The sequence below is a fragment of the Nocardioides sp. LMS-CY genome, from assembly GCF_018732145.1.
GTDB classification, from domain to species: Bacteria; Actinomycetota; Actinomycetes; order Propionibacteriales; family Nocardioidaceae; genus Nocardioides; species Nocardioides soli.
In genome coordinates, this window is record NZ_CP076104.1 from 3,906,414 (window position 1) to 3,930,442 (window position 24,029).

General features: G+C 72.9%; 23 protein-coding genes. 3 read left to right on the forward strand and 20 right to left on the reverse strand.

Annotation, left to right across the window (positions count from 1 at the left end):
- The first annotated feature begins 1 nt into the window (after position 1).
- Complete coding sequence (locus KM427_RS18590) at positions 2-1,237, forward strand: MFS transporter (RefSeq protein ID WP_502887140.1); 1,236 nt, start codon at positions 2-4, stop codon at positions 1,235-1,237.
- Between the two features lie 84 nt (positions 1,238-1,321).
- On the opposite strand, the gene KM427_RS18595 is transcribed toward KM427_RS18590, so the two are convergent.
- From KM427_RS18595 to KM427_RS18655, 13 genes are all read right to left on the reverse strand, one after another.
- The gene (locus tag KM427_RS18595) at positions 1,322-3,286 is read right to left on the reverse strand and encodes a TIGR03960 family B12-binding radical SAM protein (RefSeq protein WP_183593340.1); all 1,965 of its coding nucleotides are present in this window, start codon (positions 3,284-3,286) and stop codon (positions 1,322-1,324) included.
- A 72-nt stretch (positions 3,287-3,358) separates the two neighbouring features.
- Positions 3,359-3,517 (reverse strand): hypothetical protein, encoded by a 159-nt coding sequence (locus tag KM427_RS18600; protein ID WP_215524884.1) that lies wholly within the window; start codon positions 3,515-3,517, stop codon positions 3,359-3,361.
- Between the two features lie 55 nt (positions 3,518-3,572).
- On the reverse strand, positions 3,573-5,264 hold the full coding sequence (locus tag KM427_RS18605) for an MDR family MFS transporter (protein WP_215524885.1): 1,692 nt from the start codon (positions 5,262-5,264) through the stop codon (positions 3,573-3,575).
- A 535-nt stretch (positions 5,265-5,799) separates the two neighbouring features.
- Positions 5,800-6,504 carry a RibD family protein gene (locus KM427_RS18610; RefSeq protein ID WP_215524886.1) on the reverse strand — a complete coding sequence of 235 codons (705 nt, stop codon included), beginning with the start codon at positions 6,502-6,504 and terminating at the stop codon, positions 5,800-5,802.
- Positions 6,497-7,261: a lysylphosphatidylglycerol synthase domain-containing protein gene (locus tag KM427_RS18615; RefSeq protein WP_215524887.1), complete on the reverse strand. Its 765-nt coding sequence runs from the start codon at positions 7,259-7,261 to the stop codon at positions 6,497-6,499. Before KM427_RS18615 ends, KM427_RS18610 begins: the two co-directional genes overlap by 8 nt.
- On the reverse strand, positions 7,258-8,157 hold the full coding sequence (locus KM427_RS18620) for a glycosyltransferase family 4 protein (RefSeq protein WP_215524888.1): 900 nt from the start codon (positions 8,155-8,157) through the stop codon (positions 7,258-7,260). Before KM427_RS18620 ends, KM427_RS18615 begins: the two co-directional genes overlap by 4 nt.
- Complete coding sequence (locus tag KM427_RS18625) at positions 8,154-8,537, reverse strand: 6-pyruvoyl trahydropterin synthase family protein (RefSeq protein WP_215524889.1); 384 nt, start codon at positions 8,535-8,537, stop codon at positions 8,154-8,156. The genes KM427_RS18620 and KM427_RS18625 overlap by 4 nt, the downstream gene beginning before the upstream one ends.
- Positions 8,538-9,542, reverse strand: coding sequence for an MDR/zinc-dependent alcohol dehydrogenase-like family protein (locus KM427_RS18630; protein ID WP_252274654.1), 1,005 nt, complete (start codon positions 9,540-9,542; stop codon positions 8,538-8,540). It abuts the gene before it with no gap.
- A gap of 94 nt (positions 9,543-9,636) precedes the next feature.
- Positions 9,637-10,368: an anti-sigma factor family protein gene (locus tag KM427_RS18635; RefSeq protein ID WP_215524891.1), complete on the reverse strand. Its 732-nt coding sequence runs from the start codon at positions 10,366-10,368 to the stop codon at positions 9,637-9,639.
- Positions 10,365-10,877, reverse strand: coding sequence for a sigma-70 family RNA polymerase sigma factor (locus KM427_RS18640; protein WP_183593325.1), 513 nt, complete (start codon positions 10,875-10,877; stop codon positions 10,365-10,367). The genes KM427_RS18635 and KM427_RS18640 overlap by 4 nt, the downstream gene beginning before the upstream one ends.
- An 85-nt stretch (positions 10,878-10,962) precedes the next feature.
- Entirely contained in the window at positions 10,963-13,122 is a 2,160-nt protein-coding gene (locus KM427_RS18645; protein ID WP_183593324.1) for a DEAD/DEAH box helicase, read from the reverse strand.
- A gap of 222 nt (positions 13,123-13,344) precedes the next feature.
- Positions 13,345-14,874: an L-piperidine-6-carboxylate dehydrogenase gene (gene amaB / locus KM427_RS18650; protein WP_215524892.1), complete on the reverse strand. Its 1,530-nt coding sequence runs from the start codon at positions 14,872-14,874 to the stop codon at positions 13,345-13,347.
- 41 nt (positions 14,875-14,915) lie between these two features.
- Entirely contained in the window at positions 14,916-15,251 is a 336-nt protein-coding gene (locus KM427_RS18655; protein ID WP_183593322.1) for a YnfA family protein, read from the reverse strand.
- A 120-nt stretch (positions 15,252-15,371) separates the two neighbouring features.
- On the opposite strand from KM427_RS18655, the gene KM427_RS18660 reads away from it, so the two are divergent.
- The gene (locus tag KM427_RS18660) at positions 15,372-16,757 is read left to right on the forward strand and encodes a helix-turn-helix domain-containing protein (protein ID WP_183593321.1); all 1,386 of its coding nucleotides are present in this window, start codon (positions 15,372-15,374) and stop codon (positions 16,755-16,757) included.
- Between the two features lie 30 nt (positions 16,758-16,787).
- On the opposite strand, the gene KM427_RS25750 is transcribed toward KM427_RS18660, so the two are convergent.
- From KM427_RS25750 to KM427_RS18695, 7 genes are all read right to left on the reverse strand, one after another.
- Positions 16,788-16,916 (reverse strand): hypothetical protein, encoded by a 129-nt coding sequence (locus KM427_RS25750; RefSeq protein ID WP_281374675.1) that lies wholly within the window; start codon positions 16,914-16,916, stop codon positions 16,788-16,790.
- Between the two features lie 298 nt (positions 16,917-17,214).
- Entirely contained in the window at positions 17,215-18,234 is a 1,020-nt protein-coding gene (locus KM427_RS18665; RefSeq protein ID WP_215524893.1) for an LLM class flavin-dependent oxidoreductase, read from the reverse strand.
- 40 nt (positions 18,235-18,274) lie between these two features.
- Entirely contained in the window at positions 18,275-18,820 is a 546-nt protein-coding gene (locus KM427_RS18670) for a histidine phosphatase family protein (protein ID WP_215527678.1), read from the reverse strand.
- 117 nt (positions 18,821-18,937) lie between these two features.
- Positions 18,938-19,192, reverse strand: a complete 255-nt coding sequence (locus tag KM427_RS18675; protein ID WP_252274656.1) for a muconolactone Delta-isomerase family protein — start codon at positions 19,190-19,192, stop codon at positions 18,938-18,940.
- 20 nt (positions 19,193-19,212) lie between these two features.
- Positions 19,213-21,252, reverse strand: coding sequence for a catechol 1,2-dioxygenase (gene catA / locus KM427_RS25575; RefSeq protein ID WP_252274658.1), 2,040 nt, complete (start codon positions 21,250-21,252; stop codon positions 19,213-19,215).
- Between the two features lie 61 nt (positions 21,253-21,313).
- Positions 21,314-22,204 carry a LysR substrate-binding domain-containing protein gene (locus tag KM427_RS18690; RefSeq protein WP_215524895.1) on the reverse strand — a complete coding sequence of 297 codons (891 nt, stop codon included), beginning with the start codon at positions 22,202-22,204 and terminating at the stop codon, positions 21,314-21,316.
- 185 nt (positions 22,205-22,389) lie between these two features.
- The gene (locus KM427_RS18695; RefSeq protein WP_215524896.1) at positions 22,390-23,310 is read right to left on the reverse strand and encodes an AraC family transcriptional regulator; all 921 of its coding nucleotides are present in this window, start codon (positions 23,308-23,310) and stop codon (positions 22,390-22,392) included.
- A 136-nt stretch (positions 23,311-23,446) separates the two neighbouring features.
- On the opposite strand from KM427_RS18695, the gene KM427_RS18700 reads away from it, so the two are divergent.
- Positions 23,447-24,007 (forward strand): flavin reductase family protein, encoded by a 561-nt coding sequence (locus KM427_RS18700; RefSeq protein WP_215524897.1) that lies wholly within the window; start codon positions 23,447-23,449, stop codon positions 24,005-24,007.
- Positions 24,008-24,029: the final 22 nt, after the last annotated feature.

Here is a 24,029-nt window from a genome sequence, read left to right on the forward strand (position 1 = left end):
GATGCCCCGAGTGAGCACGCGCGCGCGCCGGACGACGGCGCTGGTCCTGGCCGGCATCATCCTGCTGTCCTTCAACCTCCGGCCCGCGGCGATCAGCGTCGGACCCGTGCTCTCCGAGATCCGCGACGCGTACTCGATGAGCGGTCCGGCCGCCGGCCTGCTGACGGCGCTGCCGGTGATCGGGTTCGCGGTGTTCGGCGCGATGGCGCCCGCCGCGGCACACCGGATCGGACTGCACCGGGTGACGCTGGTCGCCCTGATCGCGGCGATCCTCGGGCTGATCGGGCGGTCCCTGACGAGCAGCGAGGCGCTGTTCCTGCTGCTGTCGATGGTGGCGCTGGCCGGCTTGGCGGTCGCGAACGTGCTGATGCCGTCGCTGGTCAAGCTGCACTTCCCCGACCGGATCGGGCTCGTGACCGCGATCTACACGACGGCGCTCGCGATCGGCCTGACCGGCTCGCTGATGCTCACGGTGCCGATGGCGGACGCGCTCGGTGGCTGGCGCTGGGGGCTGGGCGCGTGGGCCCTGGTGGCCGTCGTGGCCGCGTTCCCCTGGCTCGGTCTGGTCGCGCACGACCGGCACCTGGAGCAGGCACCCCGCACGATCTCCTTCCGCGATGTCGCCCGCACCCGGCTCGGTCCCGTGATGGCGGTGTTCTTCGGCCTGCAGTCGCTCCAGGCCTACGCGATCTTCGGGTGGTTCGCCCAGCTGTGGCGTGACAACGGCTACTCGGCCACGACCGCCGGCGTGCTCGCGGGCCTGCTGGCCGGCACCGCCATCCCGCTGTCGCTGTGGCTGCCCAACGTGCTGGCCCGCAGCGCCCACCCGCAACGGGTCCTCTTCGCCGTGATCGCGACCTACCCCGTGGGGTACGTCGGCCTGATGATCGAACCGCGCTCCCTCGCCCTGCTGTGGGCGTTCGTCGTCGGCATCGGCACCGTCACGTTCCCGCTGATCCTCACCCTGATCGGGCTCCGGGCGCGGACTCCGGAGGGCACCGCCACCCTGTCGGCGTTCACCCAGTCGACCGGCTATGTGATCGCCATCGCCGGGCCGTTCCTCGTCGGCGTCGTGCACAGTGCCACCGGCGGCTGGACGCTCCCGTTGGCCCTGATGCTGGTGCTCTCCCTGCCCCTGTTCCCCCTCGCGGCGTACGTCAGCCGGCCACTCTTCGTCGAGGACCAGCTGACCGACCGACCCGACCACGACCCGCTCTCGGCGCAGCAGCCCCGGTAGCCGAGCCGGCCCGCGGGCGGTGAGCAGGCAACCTTCGGCACGGGCTCGACGGTTGCTGACGCACCGCCGCCCGGGCAGCGCTCGTCAGACGACGCTGAGCGGAAGCAGCTTCCGGCCCGTCGGGCCGATCTGGATCTCGGTGCCCATCTCGGGGCAGACACCGCAGTCGTAGCAGGGCGTCCAGCGGCAGTCCTCGACCTCGATGTCGGCACCGTCAGCGGCGGCCAGGGCGTCCTCCCAGTCGGCCCACAGCCAGTCCTTGTCGAGCCCCGAATCGAGGTGGTCCCACGGGAGCACCTCGTCGTAGTCGCGCTCGCGGGTGGTGTACCAGTCGAGGTCGACGCCGGTGCCGGCCAGCGCCCGCTCGGCCGACGCGACCCAGCGGTCGTACGAGAAGTGCTCGCTCCAGCCGTCGAAGCGGCCGCCGTCGCGCCACACCTCCTCGATGATCCGACCCACGCGGCGGTCGCCGCGCGAGAGGAGTCCCTCGATGGTGCCGGGCTTGCCGTCGTGGTAGCGGAAGCCGATGGCTCGACCGAAGCGCTTGTCCTCGCGGACCGTGTCGCGCAGCTTCTTCAGCCGCTCGTCGGTGGTCTCGTGGTCGAGCTGCGCGGCCCACTGGAACGGCGTGTGCGCCTTCGGCACGAAGCCGCCGATCGAGACCGTGCAGCGGATGTCGTTGCGGCCGGAGACCTCGCGGCCCTTGGCGATCACCTGCTTGGCGAGCTCGGCGATCGCGAGCACGTCGTCGTCGGTCTCGGTCGGGAGGCCGCACATGAAGTAGAGCTTCACCTGGCGCCAGCCGTGGGAGTACGCCGTGGCGACGGTGCGGATCAGGTCCTCCTCGGTGACCATCTTGTTGATCACCCTGCGCATCCGCTCCGACCCGCCCTCGGGGGCGAACGTCAGGCCCGAGCGGCGGCCGTTGCGGGAGAACTCGTTGGCCAGCGTGATGTTGAAGGCGTCGACGCGGGTCGACGGCAGCGACAGCGACACGTTCGAGCCGTCGTACCGGTCGGCGAGGCCCTTCGCGACCTCGCCGATCTCGGTGTGGTCGGCGCTCGACAGCGACAGCAGGCCGACCTCCTCGAAGCCCGACCTGCGGATGCCGTTCTCGACCATGTCGCCGATGGTCTCGATCGACCGCTCGCGCACCGGCCGGGTGATCATGCCGGCCTGGCAGAACCGGCAGCCGCGGGTGCAGCCGCGGAAGATCTCGACCGAGTAGCGCTCGTGCACCGTCTCGGCGAGCGGCACCAGCGGCTTGGCCGGGTAGGGCCAGGCGTCGAGGTCCATCAGCGTGTGCTTGCGGACCCGGAAGGGGATGCCGGGCCGGTTCGGCACGACGGCCTCGATCGTGCCGTCGGCGGCGTAGGCGACGTCGTAGAAGCGCGGCACGTAGATGTTGCCGCTGACCGCCAGCCGGCGCAGCAGCTCGTCACGGCCGCCGGGGCGCCCCTCCCCCTTCCAGTCGCGCACGACCTCGGAGATCGCCACCACGACCTCCTCGCCGTCCCCGAGCACGGCCGCGTCGACGAAGTCGGCGATCGGCTCGGGGTTGAACGCCGCGTGGCCGCCGGCCAGCACGATCGGGTCGTCGTCGGTGCGGTCGGCCGCGTGCAGCGGGATGCCAGCGAGGTCGAGCGCGTTGAGCATGTTGGTGTAGCCGAGCTCGGTCGAGAAGCTCAGGCCGAAGACGTCGAACTCCCGGACCGGCCGGTGCGCGTCCACGGTGAACTGCGGGATGCCGTCCTCCCGCATCACCTGCTCCAGGTCGGGCCACACGGCGTAGGTGCGCTCGGCGACGATCCAGTCGCGCTCGTTGAGCACCTCGTAGAGGATCTGCACGCCCTGGTTGGGCAGCCCGACCTCGTAGGCGTCGGGGTACATCAGCGCCCAGCGGACCGTGTCGCCCTCGGGCGCGCAGTCCCAGTCCTTCACGGTCGAGTTGAGCTCGCCGCCGACGTACTGGATCGGCTTCGACACCGACGGGAGCCGAGGCTCGAGCCGGGAGAAGACCGACTCGGGGGCGCTCGAGGGTGCGGACATGCAGCTACCTCGCAGGATTCGACGCTGGGGAACGATCAAGGGTACGACGCCCCCGGCCGCGAGACCGAACCGTCAGTCGTCGCCCGCCGACAGCTCCTCGAGCGCGCTGCGGGCCACGACCAGCTCCTGCTGCGCGAGGTCGATCAGGTCCTCCAGGCCACCGACGCCGTAGCGGTTGGCGACCTGCTGCACGGCTTCGACGATCTCGGGCTCGTACTCACGGTCCGTCATGGATCCATCCAAACAGACGACGGCCGAACGAGCCGCCGCACGGCCGAGAGCCGCGCTAGGGCCCGGTCTCGGCCTGCGCCCGAGCGGCGACGCTGGCCGAGGTCGCCCGCAGCTCGACGGGTGGGAGCAGCAGCAGGATCAGGAAGCCGACGACGCCCACCGACCCGGCGATCAGGAAGACCCGGGCCATCGAGTCCGCGAATCCCTGCTTGAAGGGGTGCGCGAGCACGGGGTCCATCCGGTCGATGATCGAGGAGTCGTCCTGGACCCGCGCGAGGACGCCGCCACCCGGCGTCGGGTGCTCGAGCTCGCGGATGACCTGACCGTCGATCGGGTCCGCCAGCACGTCGGGGTCGCGCACCGTCTGCGCCCAGGCGTCGGTCCGGGCGTCCTCCTGGAGCGCGTCGGCGATGTTGGCACCGACGCTCGAGAACAGCACCGAGAGGAAGACCGCGACGCCGATGGTGCCACCGATCTGCCGGAAGAAGGTGGCCGAGCTGGTCGCGACGCCGATCTCGGTCGGCGGCACCGCGCTCTGCACGATGAGCAGCAGCGGCTGCATGCAGTTGCCGAGCCCGAGGCCGAGCACCAGCATCGCCAGGTCGACCAGCAGCAGCGGGGTGTCGGCGGTCGTGAAGGACAGCAGGAAGAGCCCGATCGACATCACCGCCGACCCGAAGATCGGGAACAGCCGGATGTGGCCGGTGCGGGAGATCACCACGCCGGAGCCGATCGACCCGGCCATCATGCCGGCCACCATCGGCAGCATCAGCAGGCCGGACTCGGTGGGCGTCGCGCCGTGCACGATCTGCATGTAGAGCGGCAGCAGCATGATCCCGCCGAACATCGCCACGCCCACGATCACACTCGCGGCGATCGTGACCGCGGCAGCCCGGATCCGGAAGATCCGCAGCGGAATCAGCGCCGAGTCGCCCATCGCGCGCTCGACCAGGAAGAACGCGACCAGCCCGAGGCCGCCCACGACGTACGCCGCCATCGCCCGCGGCGAGTCCCAGCCCCACGCGCGGCCCTGCTCGGCGACGATCAGCAGCGGCACCAGGCCGACGACCAGCGCGGCCGCGCCCCACCAGTCGATGCGGATGCCCGTGCGCTGATCGTGGTGCACGTGCAGCGTGCGATAGACGACGGCCAGCGCGACGATGCCGATCGGCACGTTGACGAGGAAGACCCAGCGCCAGCCGTCGATGCCGAGGATCGTGTCGGCGCCGGCGAAGAAGCCGCCGATCAGCGGCCCGAGCACGCTCGCCGTACCGAACATCGCCATGAAGTAGCCCGTGTAGCGGGCCCGCTCGCGCGGCGACACGATGTCGCCGATGATCGCGAGCACCAGCGTGAAGAGGCCGCCGGCGCCGAGCCCCTGGAACGCCCGGGCCGCCGCCAGTTCGTACATCGTCGACGCGAACGAACACAGCGCCGAGCCGGCGATGAAGACCGTGATCGCGAACATGAAGAGCTTCTTGCGACCGTAGAGGTCGCCCAGCTTGCCGTAGATCGGCGTGGTGATCGTGGCCGTGATCAGGTACGCCGTGGTGACCCATGCCTGGACCGAGAGCCCGTGGAGGTCGTCGGCGATGGTGCGGATCGACGTGCTCACGATGGTCTGGTCGAGGGCGCCCAGGAACATGCCGAGCATCAGGCCGGAGAGGATGGTGAGCACCTGGCGGTGGGTGTACTCGCCGGAGTGGCCCTCGACCGTGGGCGCGCTCGGCCGCGCGTTCTCGCTCATCGGTAGTCAGACTAGCCATCCTGCCCCCTTGCGGGGGCGCCCGTTCCGGGCTGAAAATCGGTGGGTGGCCGCCCGGTCGACGACGCTCACCCTATGGTCCGTTACGAGGCCGTGGACTAGCCTGCGCGCGGGGACCGGCCATGTGCCCTTCGATGTCGCCACGACCCTTCAGGGTCAGAGCACGAGGATTAGATTCGATCCACCTCATCAGTCCCCCCGGGCGGTCACCTGTCACACCCCTGCTCCAACAGCGCGGAGGTCACCCGTCCACAACTGAAGCCGACACGCAGCACCGAGCCATCGGAACGGCGCAAGGTTGTCGTGTGTCCGGCTCCGGCTGATTTTCGGATTAGTGTCGTGCGTCGGAAGTTGTTGCCCGGTTGGCGTGCTCACGGTGCGTGCGCTGCCAGGCGCCGGAGCGCAGCCGTACCCGCTCGTCTCGCAAGCGACGGCCACGCCGCAGCGCGTGTGCCATGGGTGCGCGAAGCGCACCAGAGCTTCTGACGCACGGCACCAGTGCCGAGTTCGGGGCCGATCAGGACACTTCGCCGGAGTCCTCGAAACGGGGCGAGAGCGCGTAGCGCAGCAGCACGACCTCGCCGATCCGGCGCACGTCGACCAGCGTGGCCGGGTGTCCCGGGCGGGCCGGGAACCGGCCGTCGTCGACGAGCCGGCGGGCTCGCGAGTCGCCGACGAAGAACGGCGCGACGACCAGCTGGAGCTCGTCGGCCAGGTCGTCGGCGAGGAACTGGGTGTGGATGGTGCCGCCGCCCTCGACCATGAGCCGGCCGACGCCGCGGTCCGCGAGGTCCTCACTGAGCGCGCGCATCGATACCCGCTCCCCTCCGTCGACGACGGTCGCGACCGCTCCGAGCCGCGACCGGGCCGCGGGGATCCTGGCGGCCGGGCAGTAGACGAGCTTCTCCGACTCCCCCGTCGTGAAGAAGCGCGCCGCCGGGTCGAGGTCGCTGCGACAGGTGACGGTGACCTTGACCGGCGAGGGCTTCAGCCCGCGGGCGACCCGCTCCTCGCGGCGCTCGGCGCGCCGCACCAGCAGCCTGGGGTTGTCCTTGCGCACCGTGGTGGCCCCGACCAGGATCGCGTCGCAGCCCGCCCGCACCTCGTCGACCCGGTCGAGGTCGGCCTCGTTGGAGAGGATCAGCCGCTCGCCCTCGGCGCTGTCGAGGTAGCCGTCGATCGACATCGAGCAGCTGAGCAGGGTGTAGGGGCGCTCAGCCACGGGCCGCTCCCCGCGCCAGGCGCCCGGTCAGCAGCACCGCGCCGGGCAACGTCGCGACCAGGGCGAGCACGCCGTACAGCACGGCCACGGTCGCGCCCTGGGCCGCGCCGAGCCCGGCCGCGGCGAAGGCCCAGGCGGCGATGCCCTCGCGCGGGCCCCAACCCGCGACGTTGAGCGGGATCGCGGCCGCGACCATCACCAGCAGGGCGAGCGGGAGCAGCTCCGACAGCGGCGCCGCGGTGCCGGCCGCGCGCGCCGCGACGAGGAACACCACCACGTGTCCGGCCGCCGCGACGAGCGAGGTAGCGACCACCGCGGGCCAGCGCACCAGCGCGGCCACGACCACGGCGGCGAGCAGCACCGAGGCCCAGGGCACCGGCCCGACGAGCAGCACCGCGCCCGCGGCCGCCAGCTGGACGGCCTGGCCGGCGCCACGGTCGGCGACCACCGGGAGCGCGCCGTGTCGCACCGCCCGGTGCACGTCACCCACCACGCCGCCGGGCAGCGTGGCGTTGAGGAACTGCGAGCGGTAGTACGCCGCCACCGCCTCCCGCAGCGGCAGCTCGACGCCGAGCCCGTGCGCCAGGGCGCGCCAGCGGCACGCGCAGGCCACCGTCGTCACGGCGGTGATCGCGAGCGCGGCCAGCAGCGGCGCCGGCCCGGCGGCGCGGACCGCGTCCGCGAACGGCTGAGGACCGACCCGCCACCCCACGACCACGAGGATCGTGGCGCCGCCGAGGACCTCGAGCCACCTCATCGGAGCGCCTCCAGCGCCGCGCCGACGAGCCCGACGGTGCGGTCCCAGCCGGTGAGCGTCGTCCGCCGCCGGCGGGCCGCCACCCGCAGGGAGGACCGGTGCCGCTCGTCGGTCAGCCAGCGGCGCAGGGCCGCCGCGAGCGCGTCCGCGTCACCGGGCGGCAGCAGCACCCCGCCGTCGCCGAGCGCCTCCCGCACCCCGCCGACGTCGCTCGCGACCACCGGCAGCCCGCGGGCGAGCGCCTCGGTGACGACCATCCCGTAGGTCTCGGCCCGCGAGGCGAGCACGAGCAGGTCGGCCGCGGCGTACGTCGCGTCGAGGTCGGCGCGGTCCAGCGGACCGGTGAGCCGGACGGTGTCTCCCAGCCCGGCCGCGAACTCGGGCTCGATCACGGTGGACCCGACCCCGCGGCAGGTCCAGGCGAGGTCGCCGAGGCGACCGAGCGCGGCCGCGAGCACGTCGTACCCCTTCGCCGGCGTGACCGCCCCCACGGTCAGCAGGGCGGAGCCGGCGACCGAGCCGGGAGCCAGCGGCGCCGGATCGACGCCCGGCTCCGCGACGACGACCCGGTCGAGGTCGTACCGAGCCACCAGCTGGTCGCGGGTCCACCGGCTGGTGGTGATCACCCCGGCGGCGGCCGCGAGCAGGGCGCGTTCCCACGGCTCCCACCGCGGCAGGTGCACGAGCGCGACCAGCCGCAGGCGGGTCGCCTCGGCGAGCAGGCCGGGCCCGGAGAGCAGCCCGTCGACGACGGTCAGGGCACCGTCCGGGACGGTGGCCGTGGTGGTGTGTTCGGCGGCGCCGAGCCCGTCGATCACCCGGCGGTCGTAGACGTTGCCGCCGCTGGGCCACGTCGGGTCGTCGACGTTCGCGGGTCGCACCACGTGGACGCTCACAGCTGCCTCTCGTAGCTCGCCCACGCGACGTGCGACTCGTGCAGCGTGACGAGGAGGCGCCGGACCCCGGTGCCGAGCTCGTCGATCCGCGCGGCCAGCCGGTGGGCGATCACGCGGGCGAGCACCTCGGTCGTCGTCGTGGTGCCGGCCAGGTCGGGATCGTCGTCGAGGTTGCGGTAGGTCAGCCCGCCGAGCACCTCGTGCACCAGGGCGGCGGCCCGTCCGATGTCGACGAGGATGCCGTCGCGGGTCAGCTCGGGGCCCGAGAAGGCCACGTCGACGACGTACGTCGCGCCGTGCAGACGCTGCGCCGGGCCGAACACCTCGCCGGGGAGGCTGTGCGCGATCATCATGTGGTCGCGGACGGTCACCGTGAACACTCAGGCCCCCTCGCCGTACCGGATCGTGTGGCAGAGGCCGGGCAGCCGGCCGGCGGCCAGCGCGCGCATCACCTCCGGCAGCTCGGCGAACGGCGAGTCGCCGGTCAGCAGGGCGTCGAAGGCGGGGTCCGCGAGCAGCCGCAGGGCGAGCGTGAGCCGGTCCGCATGGGTGTGCCGGGCCCGCCGCGACGCCGCCACGGCGCCGACCTGGCTGGCCCGGATGCCCAGCCGGGCGGCATGGAAGGCGCCGCCGAGCGACAGCTGGACGGGCCGGTCGCCGTACCAGCTGAGGTCGAGCACGGTGCCCTCGGGCGCGAGCAGCTCGAGCGAGCGCTGGAGGCCGGCGGCCGTGGCGCTCGTGTGCACGACGGCGTCGCGGTCGCCGCTCGCCCGTTCCGGGGTCGCGAAGCCGACGCCGAGCCTGCTCGCGACCTCCGCGCGGTCGCGGTCGACGTCGACCAGGGTCACCTCGACCTCGGGCAGGCGCGCCAGCAGCCGCGCCACGCTGCACCCGACCATGCCCGCGCCGACCACCGCGATCCGGTCGCCGACCAGCGGCCCGAGGTCCCACAGGGCGTTCAGCGCGGTCTCGACGGTGCCGGCGAGCACCGCCCTGCGGGCCGGGACATCGGCGGGGACCACGCTCACCGCCGCGGCCGGGACGACGTACGCCGACTGGTGCGGGTGCAGGCAGAAGACCGTGCGCCCCAGCAGAGCGGCGTCGCCCTCGGCCACGACGCCGACCGCGAGGTAGCCGTACTTCACCGGCCCCGGGAACCGCCCCGCCTGGAACGGCGCCCGCATCGCGTCGTGCTGGCCGGCCGGGACCGCGCCGCGATGCACGAGCAGCTCGGTGCCGCGACTGATGCCCGAGTGCAGCGAGCGCACCAGCACCTCACCGGGCCGGGGCTCGGGCAGCGGCTCCTCGCGCAGCTGACCCCGGCCCGGCTCGCACAGCCAGTAGGCCGTGGCGACCCGGGTCCCGGCCGGGACCCGCGGGGGCACCTGCGCATGGCTGGTCACACCCCTGACACGCAGGTGCTCCGTGGGTGGTTCAGTCGCCGGTGCGGCGGCGGCGAGCCACCCGCGGTCAGCCCGCTCAGCCGGTCAGCTCGAACGCCGGCCGACCGTCGGCCGTCCGCACCTCGACCGCCGCGATCTCGGCGCGGTCGAGCGAGGTCGCGCCGGTGACCCGCATCGTCCTGCCCGGCAGCGCCCGCCAGGTCGCGACCTGCTGCACCTCGCCCGCGGTGGAGCGGACGACGAGCGCGTAGCTGCCGGCCCCGGCGTGGTCGTAGCCCGGCTCCGCGGCCCGGTCGCTCCCCCAGCGGCACTCCAGGTCGAGGCGGGTGCCCCACGCGACCGGGGTCAGCGCGACGGTGGCCGTGTCGTCGCCGTCGGCGAGGGGCGTCATCTCCTGAGCGGGTGCGGTGCTGACCGCGGACGACGGGACCGCCTGCGGCCCGGCGCCGTCGTGGTCGAGCGCGCCGACGGCCACCACCGAGGCCCCGGCGATCGCGGCGACGGCGGCCGCCGCGGCGAGACCGACCAGGCGCCGGCGACGCCGCTCGCCCCGGCGCACCTCGTCGAGGAGCGCCGGCAGCAGCGTGGCGGGCAGCGGCTCGGGTGCCGGCGCCGACTCGAGCACGTCGAGCGGCACCCGCGAGAGCAGCCCGGGCAGCCCGGCCAGCCGGCCGACCGACCGCGCGCACTCCGGGCAGGTCGCCAGGTGGCGCTCGAAGGCCAGCCGATCGGCCGGCGGCAGCGCCCCGAGCACGTAGGCGCCGTCGTCGTGCGCGAACTCGCAGCCGGTGGCCGGTCGGGTGTTCATGCCACCACCCCCATCTCCTCGAGGGCGAGCCTCAGGGCGCGCAGCGCGTAGTGGGTGCGGGACTTCACGGTCCCGGCCGGCACCCCCAGCCGCTCGGCGGCCTCGGCGACCGGCAGCCCGCGGTAGTAGCACTCGAGCAGCACCGCGCGATGCTCGGCCGACAGCCGGGTCAGCGCCTCGGCGACCACCCACGACAGCAGCACCTGGTCGGTGCGGTCCGCCTCACCGGCGCCGTCCGGTACGTCGGCGACGCTCACCTCGCTCTGCGAGCGCTTGGTCCGCCAGTCGTCGATCACGATGTTCCGTGCCACCTTGAACAGCCATGCCCGGACCGACCCCTGCGACTCGTCGAGGCTCGCGAGGTTGCGCCACGCGCGCAGCAGGGTCTCCTGGACCACGTCCTCCGCCCGGGACCGGTCGTTGCCGGTCAGGCGCAGACAGTAGCCCCACAACGCGGCAGCGTGCTCGTCGTGCAGCTGCTGCATCAGGACGACCGGGCTATCGGCCATCACCACCTCCCACACCTCACACGAGCCGTGGCGGGGTCCGGTTCAGTGCCCGTCCATTGTCGGGCCACTTCTCATCCAGGGCCGCTCAGGACGCGGCCGACTTCTCCTCGAGAGCGTCGGTGAGCAGCGTGATCAGCGCCTCGAGCTGGACGTCGACCGAGGTCGCGACCGTCTCGCCGGCGCCGTCGAGGGCCCGGGCGGCCAGGCCGGCCTTGCTGTCGATCAGCTCGGCGATCCGGGTGTCGATGGTCTGCGCGGCGATGATCCGCCAGGCCGTCACCGGCATCGACTGGCCGATGCGGTGCACCCGGTCGATGGCCTGGGTCTGCTCGGCGTCGGTCCAGGAGAGCTCGGCGAGCACGAGGTTCGAGGCGACCTGGAGGTTGATGCCGACGCCGGCCGCGGTGAGCGAGCAGACGATGACCTCGACCTCGGGGTCGGTGACGAAGTCGCTGATGTTCTTCTCGCGGGCCTTGGTCGTCTGGTCGCCGCGGATCGTGGCGTAGCGGATCCCTCGCCGGGCGAAGGTCTCCTCGGCGGTGTCCATGACGTCGATGTGCTTGGCGAAGAAGACGACCTTGCCGACGTTGCGGGCCAGCTGGGCGGCGTAGTCGGCCGCCAGGCCGGCCTTCGCCTTGCCGATGTGGCGCATCATCGTGAAGACGTTCTCGCCGGTCGAGCTGTCGGTGTCCTCGCGCTCCCAGGTCGCGACCTGACGCACCAGCCCGTGGTCGATCCCGTCGACGACGCTGCCGGACTTGCGGGTCGCGAGCGCCATCTCGTAGCGCTCGACGAGCCGGCGGGCGAGCTCGCGTTCGGCGTCGCGGATCGAGCGACCGACCTCGTCGTCGAGCTCGACCGGGAGGTCGGCGACCCGGCGGGCCGGGATGTCGGCGGCGACGTCGACCTTGCGGCGCCGGACGATTCCCATGTCGACGACACAGCGGCGGGCGGCCGGGTAGAAGGCGTGGTCGGCGGGCGTCAGGCCGGTGTCCTCGAGGGCGGCCATCAGCTCGGCGAGCGGCTTCTTCTCGTCGATCCAGCCGAGGAACTGCCAGATCGCCCGGAAGTCCTCGATGTCGTTGATCAGCGGCGTGCCGGTGAGCGCCATCAGCAGCGGCCGCGCGATGCGCTCGCGGATCCGGTCCGAGAGCTGCAGCACGTGCTGGGAGCGCTGGGAGGTCTTGTTCTTGATGAAGTGCGCCTCGTCGACCACCATCCCACGGAAGCCGTGGCTGGCCATCCACCCGACGTGGCGGTCGAGCACCTCGTAGTTGACGATCACGATGTCGGCGAAGCCGTCGATCTCCTCGCCGTCCCCGTGGATGACGGTCGCGGTGCGGTGCGGCGTCCAGATGCCGGCCTCGCGGGCCCAGTTCATCTTGACGACGTTGGGGACGACGACCAGCAGCGGGAACGCGTCGGCTGCCTGGGCGGCCAGCAGCGACTGGGCCGTCTTGCCGAGGCCCGGCTCGTCGGCGAGCAGGAAGGTGCGGTGACCCTGGCGGGCGGCCTCGACGAGCTCGGCCTGGTGGCGCATCAGCACGTGCCCACCGGGCGCCTGGAGCGACGCCGGCTCGGGCAGCTCCATGCAGGAGGTGGCGCCGGCGGCCGCCGACTCGAACGAGCGGAAGAGCGGGCCGAGGAGCTCCCAGGTCGCGAGCCGGTGGGTCAGCGGCCTGCGGTGCTCGACGGCGGTGAAGTCGGGCACCTGGAACGGGTTGGCGAGCTGCCGGGAGAGCACCGACTGGGGCACCACCCGGCGCTCGGCTCCGGGGTCGACCTCGGGCTCGGGCTCCGGCTCGGGCTCCTCCTCGACCTCGAGCCCGGCGGCGGCGATCATCTCCTTGCGCAGCGCCTTGGCGGAGTCGGAGACGGTCGCGTCCTCGGCGAGCAGCGCGAAGAGCGACGGCTCCTGGGCGGCGGTCTTGGCGAGGATCGTGGCGATGCCGTCGAGCCGCTTGAGCTGCTCGTTGCGCTGGGCGTCGGTCATCGCCGCGTCGGCCTTCACCCGGGCCCGCTCCTCGCGCGCCAGCAGCGCGACGACCTGGAACTTGCTGCGGACGCCGGGGACGTTCGAGCGCCGCGCGACGGCGTTCTCGACCTCGCGTACGGCGCGGGCGAGGATCGGGATGATCCCGTCGTTGTCGAGCGGGCGCCGCCGCCCGTTGCGCTGACCGGTGCGCTGCGACGACCGGTTGGACGTACGGCGGCTCGCCGTCTGCTGCTGGCCCTGTCGAGCCAAGGACCCCTCCTCCGAGTGGCGGTCGCGTCGACGCGAGCGGGCGGCGGATGCACCCCCTCGACGCCCCGGACCCGGGACGAACACACGTCGTCGGACCTGGCCGAGAGGCCATTCCCCTGACGCGATGGCGGCCCGCGTGACCCGGCACGCGACCGACGAGAACGCGGCCCGCCCGGGCCGACGTCGTGTCTACTGTAGCGCGCGAACCCCCCGGCGCGTGAGTCAGACCGTGAAGTCGACTCCCTGGGCCAGCGGCAGCTCCCCGGAGAAGTTGATCGTGTTCGTCGCCCGCCGCATGTAGGCCCGCCATGCGTCCGAGCCGGACTCGCGGCCGCCACCGGTCTGCTTCTCGCCGCCGAAGGCACCGCCGATCTCGGCACCCGAGGTGCCGATGTTGACGTTCGCGATCCCGCAGTCGGACCCCTCGGCGGAGAGGAACAGCTCGGCCTCGGCGACGTCGGAGGTGAACACGCTCGACGACAGCCCCTGCGGCACGGCGTTGTTGAGCTCGATCGCCGCCTCGAAGTCGTCGTAGGGCAGCACGTAGAGCAGCGGTGCGAAGGTCTCCCGGGCGACCACCGCGGTCTGCCGGTCCGTCCGCACGATCGCCGGGCGGACGTAGAAGGCCTCGGGCGCCAGTTCCTCGTGAACGCGGCCGCCACCTGCCACGAGCACGCCGCCGTCGCCGGCCGCCGCCGCAACGGCACCCGTCATCGCGTCGTACGCCGCCCCGCCGATCAGCGGCCCGACCAGCGTGCCGGCGGCCAGCGGGTTGCCGACCGGGAGCCGGTCGTACGCCGCGGCGAGGCGATCGGTCAGCTCATCGACGACGCTCGTGTGTGCGATGACCCGGCGCATGGTCGTGCAGCGCTGGCCGGCGGTGCCGGCGGCGGCGAAAACGATGCCCCGCACCGCGAGGTCGAGGTCGGCGCTGCCGGTGACCACGGCCGCGTTGTTGCCGCCGAGCTCGAGCAGCGAGCGGCCGAAGCGCTCGGCGACCCGGGGCCCGACCGCCCGGCCCATCCGGGTGGAGCCGGTCGCGCTCAGCAGCGCGACGCCGTCGTGGTCGACCAGGGCCCGGCCGACCTCGGGGCCGCCGAGGATCACCTGGGAGAGCGCCTCCGGCGCACCGTGCTCGGCGATCGCCTGCGCGAGGACGGCGTGGCACGCGAGCGAGGTCAGCGGGGTCAGCTCCGAGGGCTTCCACACGACCGGGTCGCCGCAGACGAGCGCGATCGCGGTGTTCCACGACCAGACCGCCGCCGGGAAGTTGAAGGCCGAGATCACGCCGACGACGCCGAGCGGATGCCACGTCTCCATCAGGCGGTGGCCGGGACGCTCCGAGGGCATCGTGCGGCCGTAGAGCTGGCGCGACAGACCGACGGCGAAGTCGCAGATGTCGATCATCTCCTGGATCTCGCCGCGCGCCTCCGACGTGATCTTGCCGGCCTCGATGCTGACCAGCGTCGCGAGGTCGTCCCGGTGCTCCGTGAGGAGCTCGGCCCAGCGCTTCACCAGCGCGCCGCGCTGCGGTGCCGGCACCCGCCGCCACGCCCGGAAGGCCTCCCCCGCCCGCGTGACCGCCTCGTCGACGTACGCCGGGTCGGGCCACGTCAGCGAGGCGACCGGCAGGCCGTTGACCGGCGAGGAGGCGGTGACGTCGCCGGTCAGCGACCCGACGTCGACGCCGCAGCGGCGCGCGGTGTCGAGGGCCAGCTCGGACAGCTCGGACCGGGACGGGATCGTGCTCATGGCACTGTCCTACCGGATCATCGGCCGCCGGAACACCGCACTCAGGCCGATCTCGGGGCGTACATGATGACGGCGACGCCGACCAGGCACACGATCGCGCCGGCGATGTCGTAGCGGTCCGGGCGGAAGCCGTCCATGACGACGCCCCAGATCAGCGACCCGGCCACGAAGACGCCGCCATAGGCGGCGAGGATCCGGCCGAAGTGGGCGTCGGGCTGCAGCGTGGCCACGAACCCGTACAGGCCGAGGGCGATCACACCTGCGCCGACCCAGACCCAGCCGCGGTGCTCGCGCACCCCCTGCCAGACCAGCCAGGCGCCGCCGATCTCGGCCACGGCGGCCAGCGCGAACAGGACCAGGGACCGTGCGACCGTCATGCGCCAGAGTGTCCCGTACCACCCCTCCGGCACCCCTCCGGCACCCGTCCGGACGGTCGGGCGGAAGCGGCCTGCAACACGTTCTGACACAGATTTGTCATTTTCCGTCACAATGGTGAGATGCGCGACGATCTTCTCGAACTCAGCCGCACCATCGACCTGGCCACCTTGGGCGGCCGGCTCCGCTCCGCACGCCTGCGGGCGGGCCTCACCCAGGCCCAGGTCGCGGGCGACGCGGTGTCCATCGGCTACGTCTCCCGGATCGAGAGCGGCCAGCGCCGCCCCGACCCGGAGCTCCTGGAGGCCCTGGCCGGCTCGCTCGGCGTCACCGTCGACGAGATACTCGTCGGCGTCTCCCCCGACCGCGTCACCGAGCTGCGGGTCGAGCTCGACCACGCCCAGCTCGCGCTGGCCACCGGCTCGGGCGGCCAGGCCCTCGAGATCGTCGACCGCATCCTCGCGGATCCCGCCGTCGAGGAGCTCCCCGACGTCAAGCGCGAGGCGTCGTACCTACGCGCGAGCACGCTCGAGCTCACCGGGGACGTCCCAGCGGCGATCATCGCGCTCGAGGACCTCGCGGAGACGAGCCCCCACGACCTCACCTGGCTCGCGGGCCTGACCGCGCTGTGCCGCTGCTACCGCGAGTCCGGCGAGCTCGGCCGGGCCATCGAGGTCGGCAACGAGGCGTCGCGGTTCATCGAGGAGCACGGCATGACCGGGCTCGACGAGGCCGTCCGCCTCACGCTCTCCCTGGCAGCGGCGTACGTCGAGCAGGGCGACGTCGGCTACGCGTCGCGGATGTGCCAGCGGGTCATCGACCGCGCCGAGGAGGCCAGCTCTCCGGTGGCCAAGGCGTCGGCGTACTGGAACCTCTCGATCATCGAGACGATGCGCGGCAACACCCACCTCGCCCTGCCGATGACCCGGCGGGCGCTCGCCGTGCTCGAGGCGAGCGGCGACGCACGCAACGTCGCCCGGCTGCGCACCGAGCTGGGCATCCAGCAGCTGCTCGTGGACCCGCCGGAGCCCATCGAGGCACTCGACCACCTGACCAGCGCCGCCCACGACCTGGAGATCGCCGGCGCCCTCCCGGGAGACCTGGCCGACAACCATCTCGCCCAGGCGCGCGCCCAGTGGCTGCTCGGGAACGTCCACTCCGCCCGCATGCAGGCAGCAGAGACCGCCACGACAGCCCGCACCACCACGCCGATCGTGGCCGCGGACTCCTACGCCCTGCTCGGCCAGATCGCCATCGCCGATGGCGATCCCGCGGTCGCTCGAGACCACTTCCAGGAGGCCGTGCTGCTGCTCACCGGTCTCGGTGCCGACCGGTCCGCGGCCCAGCTCTGGTTCGAGCTGGCGGGTCTCCTCGAGAGCGTCGGAGATGCCACAGCGGCACTCGACGCCTACCGACGTGCCGCAGCGGCCACCGGTCTGGTGGCTCCCGTCACACGCCGTCCGCAGCCACAGGTCACGAGCCGACTCGCGGCCGAGACCTCAGGCTGACAACGTCAGGCTGACGACCTCAGCAGGAGGTCAGCAGCACCAGCGGTGAGCCGACACCTGCGTGGACGAGTCGGCCGAGGCGGCCTGCACGGCACCTCCGAACCCGACCAGCGACAGGACAGCGACGACACCGACGAGCAGCTTGCGCGTGCGAACCATGATCTTTTTCTCCCTCTCCAAGGCGTCCCGGGCGGAACGCGATGTGACAAGTATTTGTCATATCTTGGCAAGGAGTGTGGCAGAATGGCCATACACCACGCACCGAGACCTCCCATCGGCCCCGGCCCCCCAACCCCGGCCGGTCGGTTATCTCGGGGGTGCGTGGCGGTAAGTGCGACGACCCCGCCGGCGACACCCCCTGGGCCGGCGGGGTCGAACGCTGTCTGGACCAGCTGGGCCGGATCCGTGGCTCGAACGGGTCCGCCGCGGCGTGCGCGGCCGCCGGATCAGCGCCGGATCAGCGCCAGCCGAGCTCCGGCGCGACGTGGCGGAGGACGCTCTCGATCACGTGGGCGTTGTAGTCCACACCGAGCTGGTTGGGCACGGTGAGCAGCAGCGTGTCGGCGGCGGCGATCGCCTCGTCCTCGGCGAGCGCCTCGACGAGGCGGTCCGGCTCGTCGGCGTACGACTTGCCGAAGCGCGCGAGCCCGCCCTCGAGGTGGCCGACCTGGTCCTGACTGCGCGACTCGTGACCGAAGTACATCCGGTCGGTGTCGCTGACGATCGGGAAGATGCTCCGGCTGACCGAGACCCGCGGCTCGCGGTCGTGTCCCGCGGCCCGCCAGGCGTCACGGAACCGCTGGATCTGCTCGGCCTGGAGCTGGTGGAAGGGCACGCCGGTGTCCTCGGTGAGCAGCGTCGAGCTCATCAGGTTCAGGCCCTGCTCGGCGGTCCACTCGGCGGTCGCCCGGGAGCCGGCACCCCACCAGATCCGGTCACGCAGCCCGGGCGAGTGCGGCTCGACGCGCAGCAGGCCGGGCGGGTTCGGGAACATCGGCCGCGGGTTGGGCTGGGCGAACCCGGCACCCTCGAGCACCTCGAGGAAGACACGGGCGTGCTCGCGCGCCATGTCGGCGTGGTCGGTTCCCTCCGCCGGCGCGTACCCGAAGTAGCGGAAGCCGTCGACCACCTGCTCCGGTGACCCCCGGCTGATGCCGAGCTGGAGCCGGCCGCCGGCGATCAGGTCGGCGGAGCCGGCGTCCTCGGCCATGTACAGCGGGTTCTCGTAGCGCATGTCGATCACGCCGGTGCCGATCTCGATCCGGCCGGTGCGGGCGCCGACGGCGGCCAGCAGCGGGAACGGCGAGGCCAGCTGGCGCGCGAAGTGGTGGACCCGGAAGTACGCCCCGTCGGCGCCGAGCTCCTCGGCGGCGACGGCCAGGTCGATGGACTGGAGCAGGGCGTCCGAGGCCGACCGCGTCTGCGACTGCGGCGAGGGCGTCCAGTGCCCGAAGGACAGAAACCCGATCTTCTTCATGCCGTCTCCAACGGAACCTGGATCATCGGTCTTCCCCGGGTCACGGGGCGTTCCACCGGTGCAGCACCGGGTGCTCGCGCTCGTAGCCCAGGATCGACAGGGTCGCGGTGTCGAGCTGGAGGTACTGGCCGGTTCCGACGGGGCGGCCCAGCCAGCGCGCCGCAAGCGCGCGCAGGGCGTGGCCGTGCCCGAAGACCAGGCTCCGGCCGTCGACCGCCCGGACCCGCGCGACCACCCGGTCGAGCCGCGCCCGCACCTGCTCGGCGCTCTCGCCGCCGGGCACCGGGTGGGTCCAGATCGTCCAGCCCGGGTCGTGCTCGCGGATCTCCTCGGTGGTGGTGCCCTCGTAGTCGCCGTACGCCCACTCGGCCAGGTCGTCGTCGACCTCGGCCTCCGCGAACCCCGCGAGCTCCGCCGTACGTCGGGCGCGCAGCCGGGGGCTGGTCAGCACCTGGGCGAAGTCCACCTCGGCGAGGCGGGGAGCCAGCTCTCGCGCCACCTCCTCGCCCTCCGGGAGCAGCGGGACGTCGGTCGTCGACGTGTGCCGCCCCGCGGCGCTCCACTCGGTCCGCCCGTGCCGCACCATCCACAGCTCGTTCACCTCGCCATTGACTCGCCATCGAGGCGTGCCTGTCCAGACCGGAGCGGCGTGGCGAGCGACAGGCCCCCGCACGAGGTGCGGGGGCCTGTCGTGGGGTGCCGCTCAGTCGATCGACGAGGGATGGTGTGCGAGGGGGGTCACGTCGATCGTCATGAAGGGGAAGAGCGGCAGGTTCCACAGCAGGTCGTGGAGCGCGTCGTTGTCCGCCACGTCGAAGACGCTCAGGTTGGAGTACTGCCCGGCGATCCGCCACAGGTGGCGCCAGGCGCCGGAGCGCTGCAGGTCCTGGCTGTAGGCCAGCTCCCGGGCGAGCAGCTCCTCCCGCCCGGGCAGGTCGGCCGGCAGGTCGACGTCCATGCGGACGGCGTACAACGGCATCAGTCGTGGGCGGGGTCGTGGGCGGGGTCGTGGGCGGGGTCGAGGACGAAGTCGTAGGTGACCTCGTTGCCCTGGCCGTCGGCGCGCGGCGTCGGGGCCAGCATCAGCTCGGGCTTCACGGCGTCGGCGATGTCGGTCTCGACGTACTCGCCGCCCTCGAAGTAGAGCTGCGACGTGACGGTCTGGTGGCCGTCGGCGGAGACCTTGAGGTGGATGTGGGCGGGCCGCCAGGCGTGCCAGCCCGCCGCGTCGATGAGCCGGCCGCAGGAGCCGTCCGTCGGGATCTGGTACGGCGCGGGCTGCTTCGTGCCGATCGCGAAGCGGCCCTCCTCGTCGGTCACGACCCGGCCCCGGAAGAGCCACTCGGGCAGGCTGGGGGCGAACTGCGAGTAGAAGCCGTAGTCGTCCGCGTGCCAGATGTCGACGACGGCACCGCCGAGCGGCGCACCGTCGACCGAGCGGACCTGGCCCTGGAAGACGAGGTCGGTGCCCGGCTCGTCGTCGCGCATCGGCAGGGTTGCGACCGCGGGCAGCTCCGGCGACTCCGGCACGTAGTACGGGCCCTCGATGGTGCCCTTGCTGCCCTGGCGGTCGGCGTTCGCGACCTCCTCGACGACGTGCTCGAGCCACACGTCGAGGAACAGCGGCCACTCGCCGTCGAGGCCGACCTGGATCAGCCAGCTCTTCAGGTGGTCGTACTCCGTGTAGGTCACCTGCTTCTCACGGATCACGTCGTGCAGCGCGCGGATCGCCGCCGTGGCGACCTCGTCGACGCGCTCCTTGCTGATCGCGGGGCCGGCGGCGGCCGCCTTGGAGCGGAAGACCGCGGTGGCGTTGGCGCCCGAGGCGGCGGCGGTGGCCTCCTGCTCGGTGAGCTCCGGGTGGTCGAGCTGCTGGGTCATGGTCGTGCTCCGTTCCTTGCTGGGCTGGTGGTGATCGCGGTCCTGGCGGTAGCGCGCGAGCTTGTCGTCGTCGATCTCGATCCCGAGACCGGGTCCCTGTCGCACGCGCAGCTCGCCGTCCTCGATCACGAGCGGCTCGGCGAGCAGGTCGTCGGTCATGTCGAGGAAGTTCGAGAGCTCGGCCGGGCGCCGGGCGGTGAGCGGGTACGCCGCGCCGAAGGCGGCCGCGCAGAGCGAGCCCACCTGGCTGTCGATCTGGTTGCCGATCACGACCTCGACGCCGAGGCCCTCGCACAGTCCGACGAGGCGCTGACTGGTGGTGAAGCCGGTGCGCGACGTCTTGATGCTGATGCCGGTCGCCGCACCCGACAGCAGCTCGCGCGTCACCTCTCCGGGGCGCGCGACGCTCTCGTCGGCGAACATCGGGATGGTCGCCTGCTGCACGAGCCACCGGCGGCCGAGCACGTCGTCGGCCGGGCACAGCTCCTCGGCGAAGGAGAGGCCGAGGTCGGCCATCTCCTCCAGGGCCCGGGCGGCCTCGCTGGCGGTCCAGCCCCGGTTGCCGTCGACGTACAGCTCGACGTCGGGGCCGAGCGCCTCGCGCAGCGCCCGGCAGGCGTCGACGTCGAGGCGGTAGGGCCGGCGGCCCACCTTGACCTTGAACGTCGTCACGCCGTGCTCGTCGCGCATCCGCTCGGCCTCGGCGACCATCTCGGCGGCCGGGGCGAAGCCGACCATGTGCGAGACCCGCAACCGGTCGGTCCAGCCGCCGAGCAGCTCGGTGACCGACGCGCCGAGGGTCTGGCCGATCGCGTCCCAGATCGCCATGTCGACGGCGGCCTTGGCGACCGGGTTGCCGACGGTGCGGTTGAGCCGGGCCAGCACGACCTCGCGGTCGAGGATGCTGGTCCCGACGATCGCCGGACCGAAGGCGTCGGCCACGATCGAGCGCACCGAGGTCTGGGTCTCGCCGTAGGTGAACGGCCGGGGCGGCGCGTCGGCGGTGCCGACGACGCCGTCGTCGGTGTGCACCCGCACCAGGACATGCTCGGCGGTCAGCACCTCGCCGCTCGCGAACCGCAGGGGCTTGCGGTACGGGATCGCGTAGGGGATCGCCTCGACCCGGCTGATCTTCATGCGACGAGCGTCACACGCCGACCAGGTCAAGTGAAGGACACAGTTCGTCTCGACTGAGACCTCAGGCGTCTTGATCGAGCGCGGCGCGCACCGCGTCGACGACGCGCGCGACCACCGGCGACGGATCGCCACGGCGGGTCGCGAGCGCCAGCGCCACCGTCGGCGCCCGCCCCGCCAGCGGACGGTACGTCGCGCCGGTGATCCGCAGGTGCCGCACCGATGCGGGCACGAGCGCCACGCCCAGCCCGGCGGCGACGAAGGACACGAGGGTCGAGGTCTCGGCGACCTCGGTCGGGCGCGGGGCGAAGCCAGCACCACGGCACGCGGCCGCGACCGCGTCGTGCACGACCGACCGATGCTGGGACGGATAGCCCACGAACGGCTCGTCGCGCAGGTCCGAGATCGCGACGGCCTCGGCCGCCGCGAGCGGGTGGCTCTCGGGCAGCACGGCGACCAGCGGCTCGTCGCGCAGGTGCCGCACCTCGACGTCGGCGTCGCCGACCGGCGGGCGCAGCAGCCCCACGTCCAGCGAGCCGTCGAGGAGGCCGGCGACCTGGCCGGGGGTCAGCAGCTCACCGCGCAGGTCGAGCCGCACCCCGGGGAGCTCGGCGCGCAGCACCCGGCTCAGCGTCGGCAGCAGCTCGTACGTCGCGGAGCCGGTGAACCCGATCGTCACCCGGCCGATCTCGCCCGCGGCCACCCGCACCGCCTCGTCGGCGGCGTCGTCGACGCCGGCGAGGATCTCCCGGGCCCGCTGCAGGTAGCGCTCCCCCGCCGGGGTGAGCTCGACGCGGCGGGTCGACCGGGTCAGCAGCTGGACGCCGAGCTCGGACTCGAGCTGCTTGATCTGCTGCGAGAGCGGCGGCTGGGCGATGTGCAGCCGCTCGGCCGCGCGTCCGAAGTGGCACTCCTCCGCGACGGCGACGTAGTAGCGCAGGTGGCGGAGCTCCATGCCGGGGACGCTAGCCGGTGCCCACTAGATGAGTAATCCCAAGGGATCGTGCAAGCGAGCGGCGCTCAGCGCCGCGCTGGCCAGGCGCCGGCGCGACGACAGACTGGATGTCTCTCGAGCGCTGGCAACGCAGCCAGCGTGGATGCTGAGCGTCGCGTAGCGTGCGAGACCTTGGAATTAGTCATCTAGCCGCGCAGCGTGTGCGACGGCGGCACGCCGTACCGCTCGCGGTAGGCGGCGGCGAAGCGGCCGAGGTGGTTGAAGCCCCAGCGGTACGCCACGTCCGCGACCGTGCCGGGGTGGCCGGCCAGCAGGTCGGCGTGCACGCGCTCGAGCCGGATCTCCTGCAGCGCGACGGTCGGAGTCGTGCCGCGGTACTCCCGGAAGCCCTGCTGGAGACGGCGGATCCCGACGCCGGCGATCGTGGCGAGCTCGGAGGCGGTCCACGGCCGGGCGGGGTCGGCCTCGATCGCGTCCAGCACGCGCGAGACGATGCGCGGCTGCAGCGACCCGCACTCCGACGAGTCGGGGTAGCACGCGAGCACCAGGGCGGCGGTGAGCGTCGCGCCCAGCCGTCGGGCGACCTGGTCGTCACCGCTCAGCGCGGGGTTGTGCAGCACCTCGCTGCCGATCGACGACAACAGGCTCAGCCAGGTGCTCCCGGAGGCGGTGCGCAGGTCGAGCTGGCGCGGCATCGTGCGCGTCGACCCGCCGACCAGGGTCGCGACCTCCTGGCCGAGGTAGTCCTTGTCGACCCGCATGCCGACGATCGCGCAGTCGGCCGACCAGCGCGTCATCCGGGTGCGGACGTCGGGCGGGCAGATCGTCGCCTGGCCGTCCACCGACAGCACGTGCCGCTCCCCGATCCGCGCCTCGAGCACCCCGCTGCGCGGCACGTTGACCGCCCACGCGCCGGGGTGATCGGACTCGACTGAGACGTCGGAGCCCCAGCCGATCCGGGCCAGCCGGACCGGCCCGAGGGCCACCGAGCGGAGCACCGGCTGCGGCTGGTCGGGGGCGCGCCGAACGACGAGCTCGTGCGGGAAGTAGGCGTCGGCGACGGCGCCCGAGAACGAGTCCCAGTCCGGGTCCACGGTCATGACCATGGGCGCACCTCCAAGGTGTTCGCGGCACACGGTAGCCCTGGGAGCGAGATCCGTCACACCCCCGGATCGTGATCCGGATAGGTGCTTCGCGAAGCGGATCGACCCGCCACCGAGGCGCGCCTAGCGTCCCCGGGCCATGGACACGAGAACGCTCCGGGACACCTTCGGCCGGTTCGCCACGGGCGTCACGGTCATCACCTGCGAGACCGCCGACGGCACGCCGCACGGCGCCACCGTCACGGCGTTCACGCCGATCTCGCTCGACCCGCCGCTGGTGCAGGTCGCCCTCACCCGGGCCTCGAAGGCCTGCGGCCTGCTCGACGGCGCGGCGTACGCCGTCAACGTGCTGGCGGCCGACCAGGTCGACGTCGCGATGCGGTTCGCCGGACGCCCGGGCACCGACCCGGTGCGCTGGCGAGACGGCCCGACCGCCCCGCTGCTCTGCGGGACGGCCGCGACCGTCTCGTGCCGGCCGTGGCGCACCGACGACGGCGGCGACCACCTGCTCTTCCTCGGCGAGGTCGTCGATGTCGAGGTCCACGACCGCAGGCCGCTGCTCTTCCACGGCAGCGCCTTCCACCACCTGGGTGGCCGCAGCGCGGACGCCACCTGGCTGCACTGCGCCGACGACCCGCACAGCGGGTGGTTCGACGCCGCCACCCGCTTCACCCCGATCCCGTCCGCCAGCCACTTCTGAGACCGATACCGACACCGAGGAG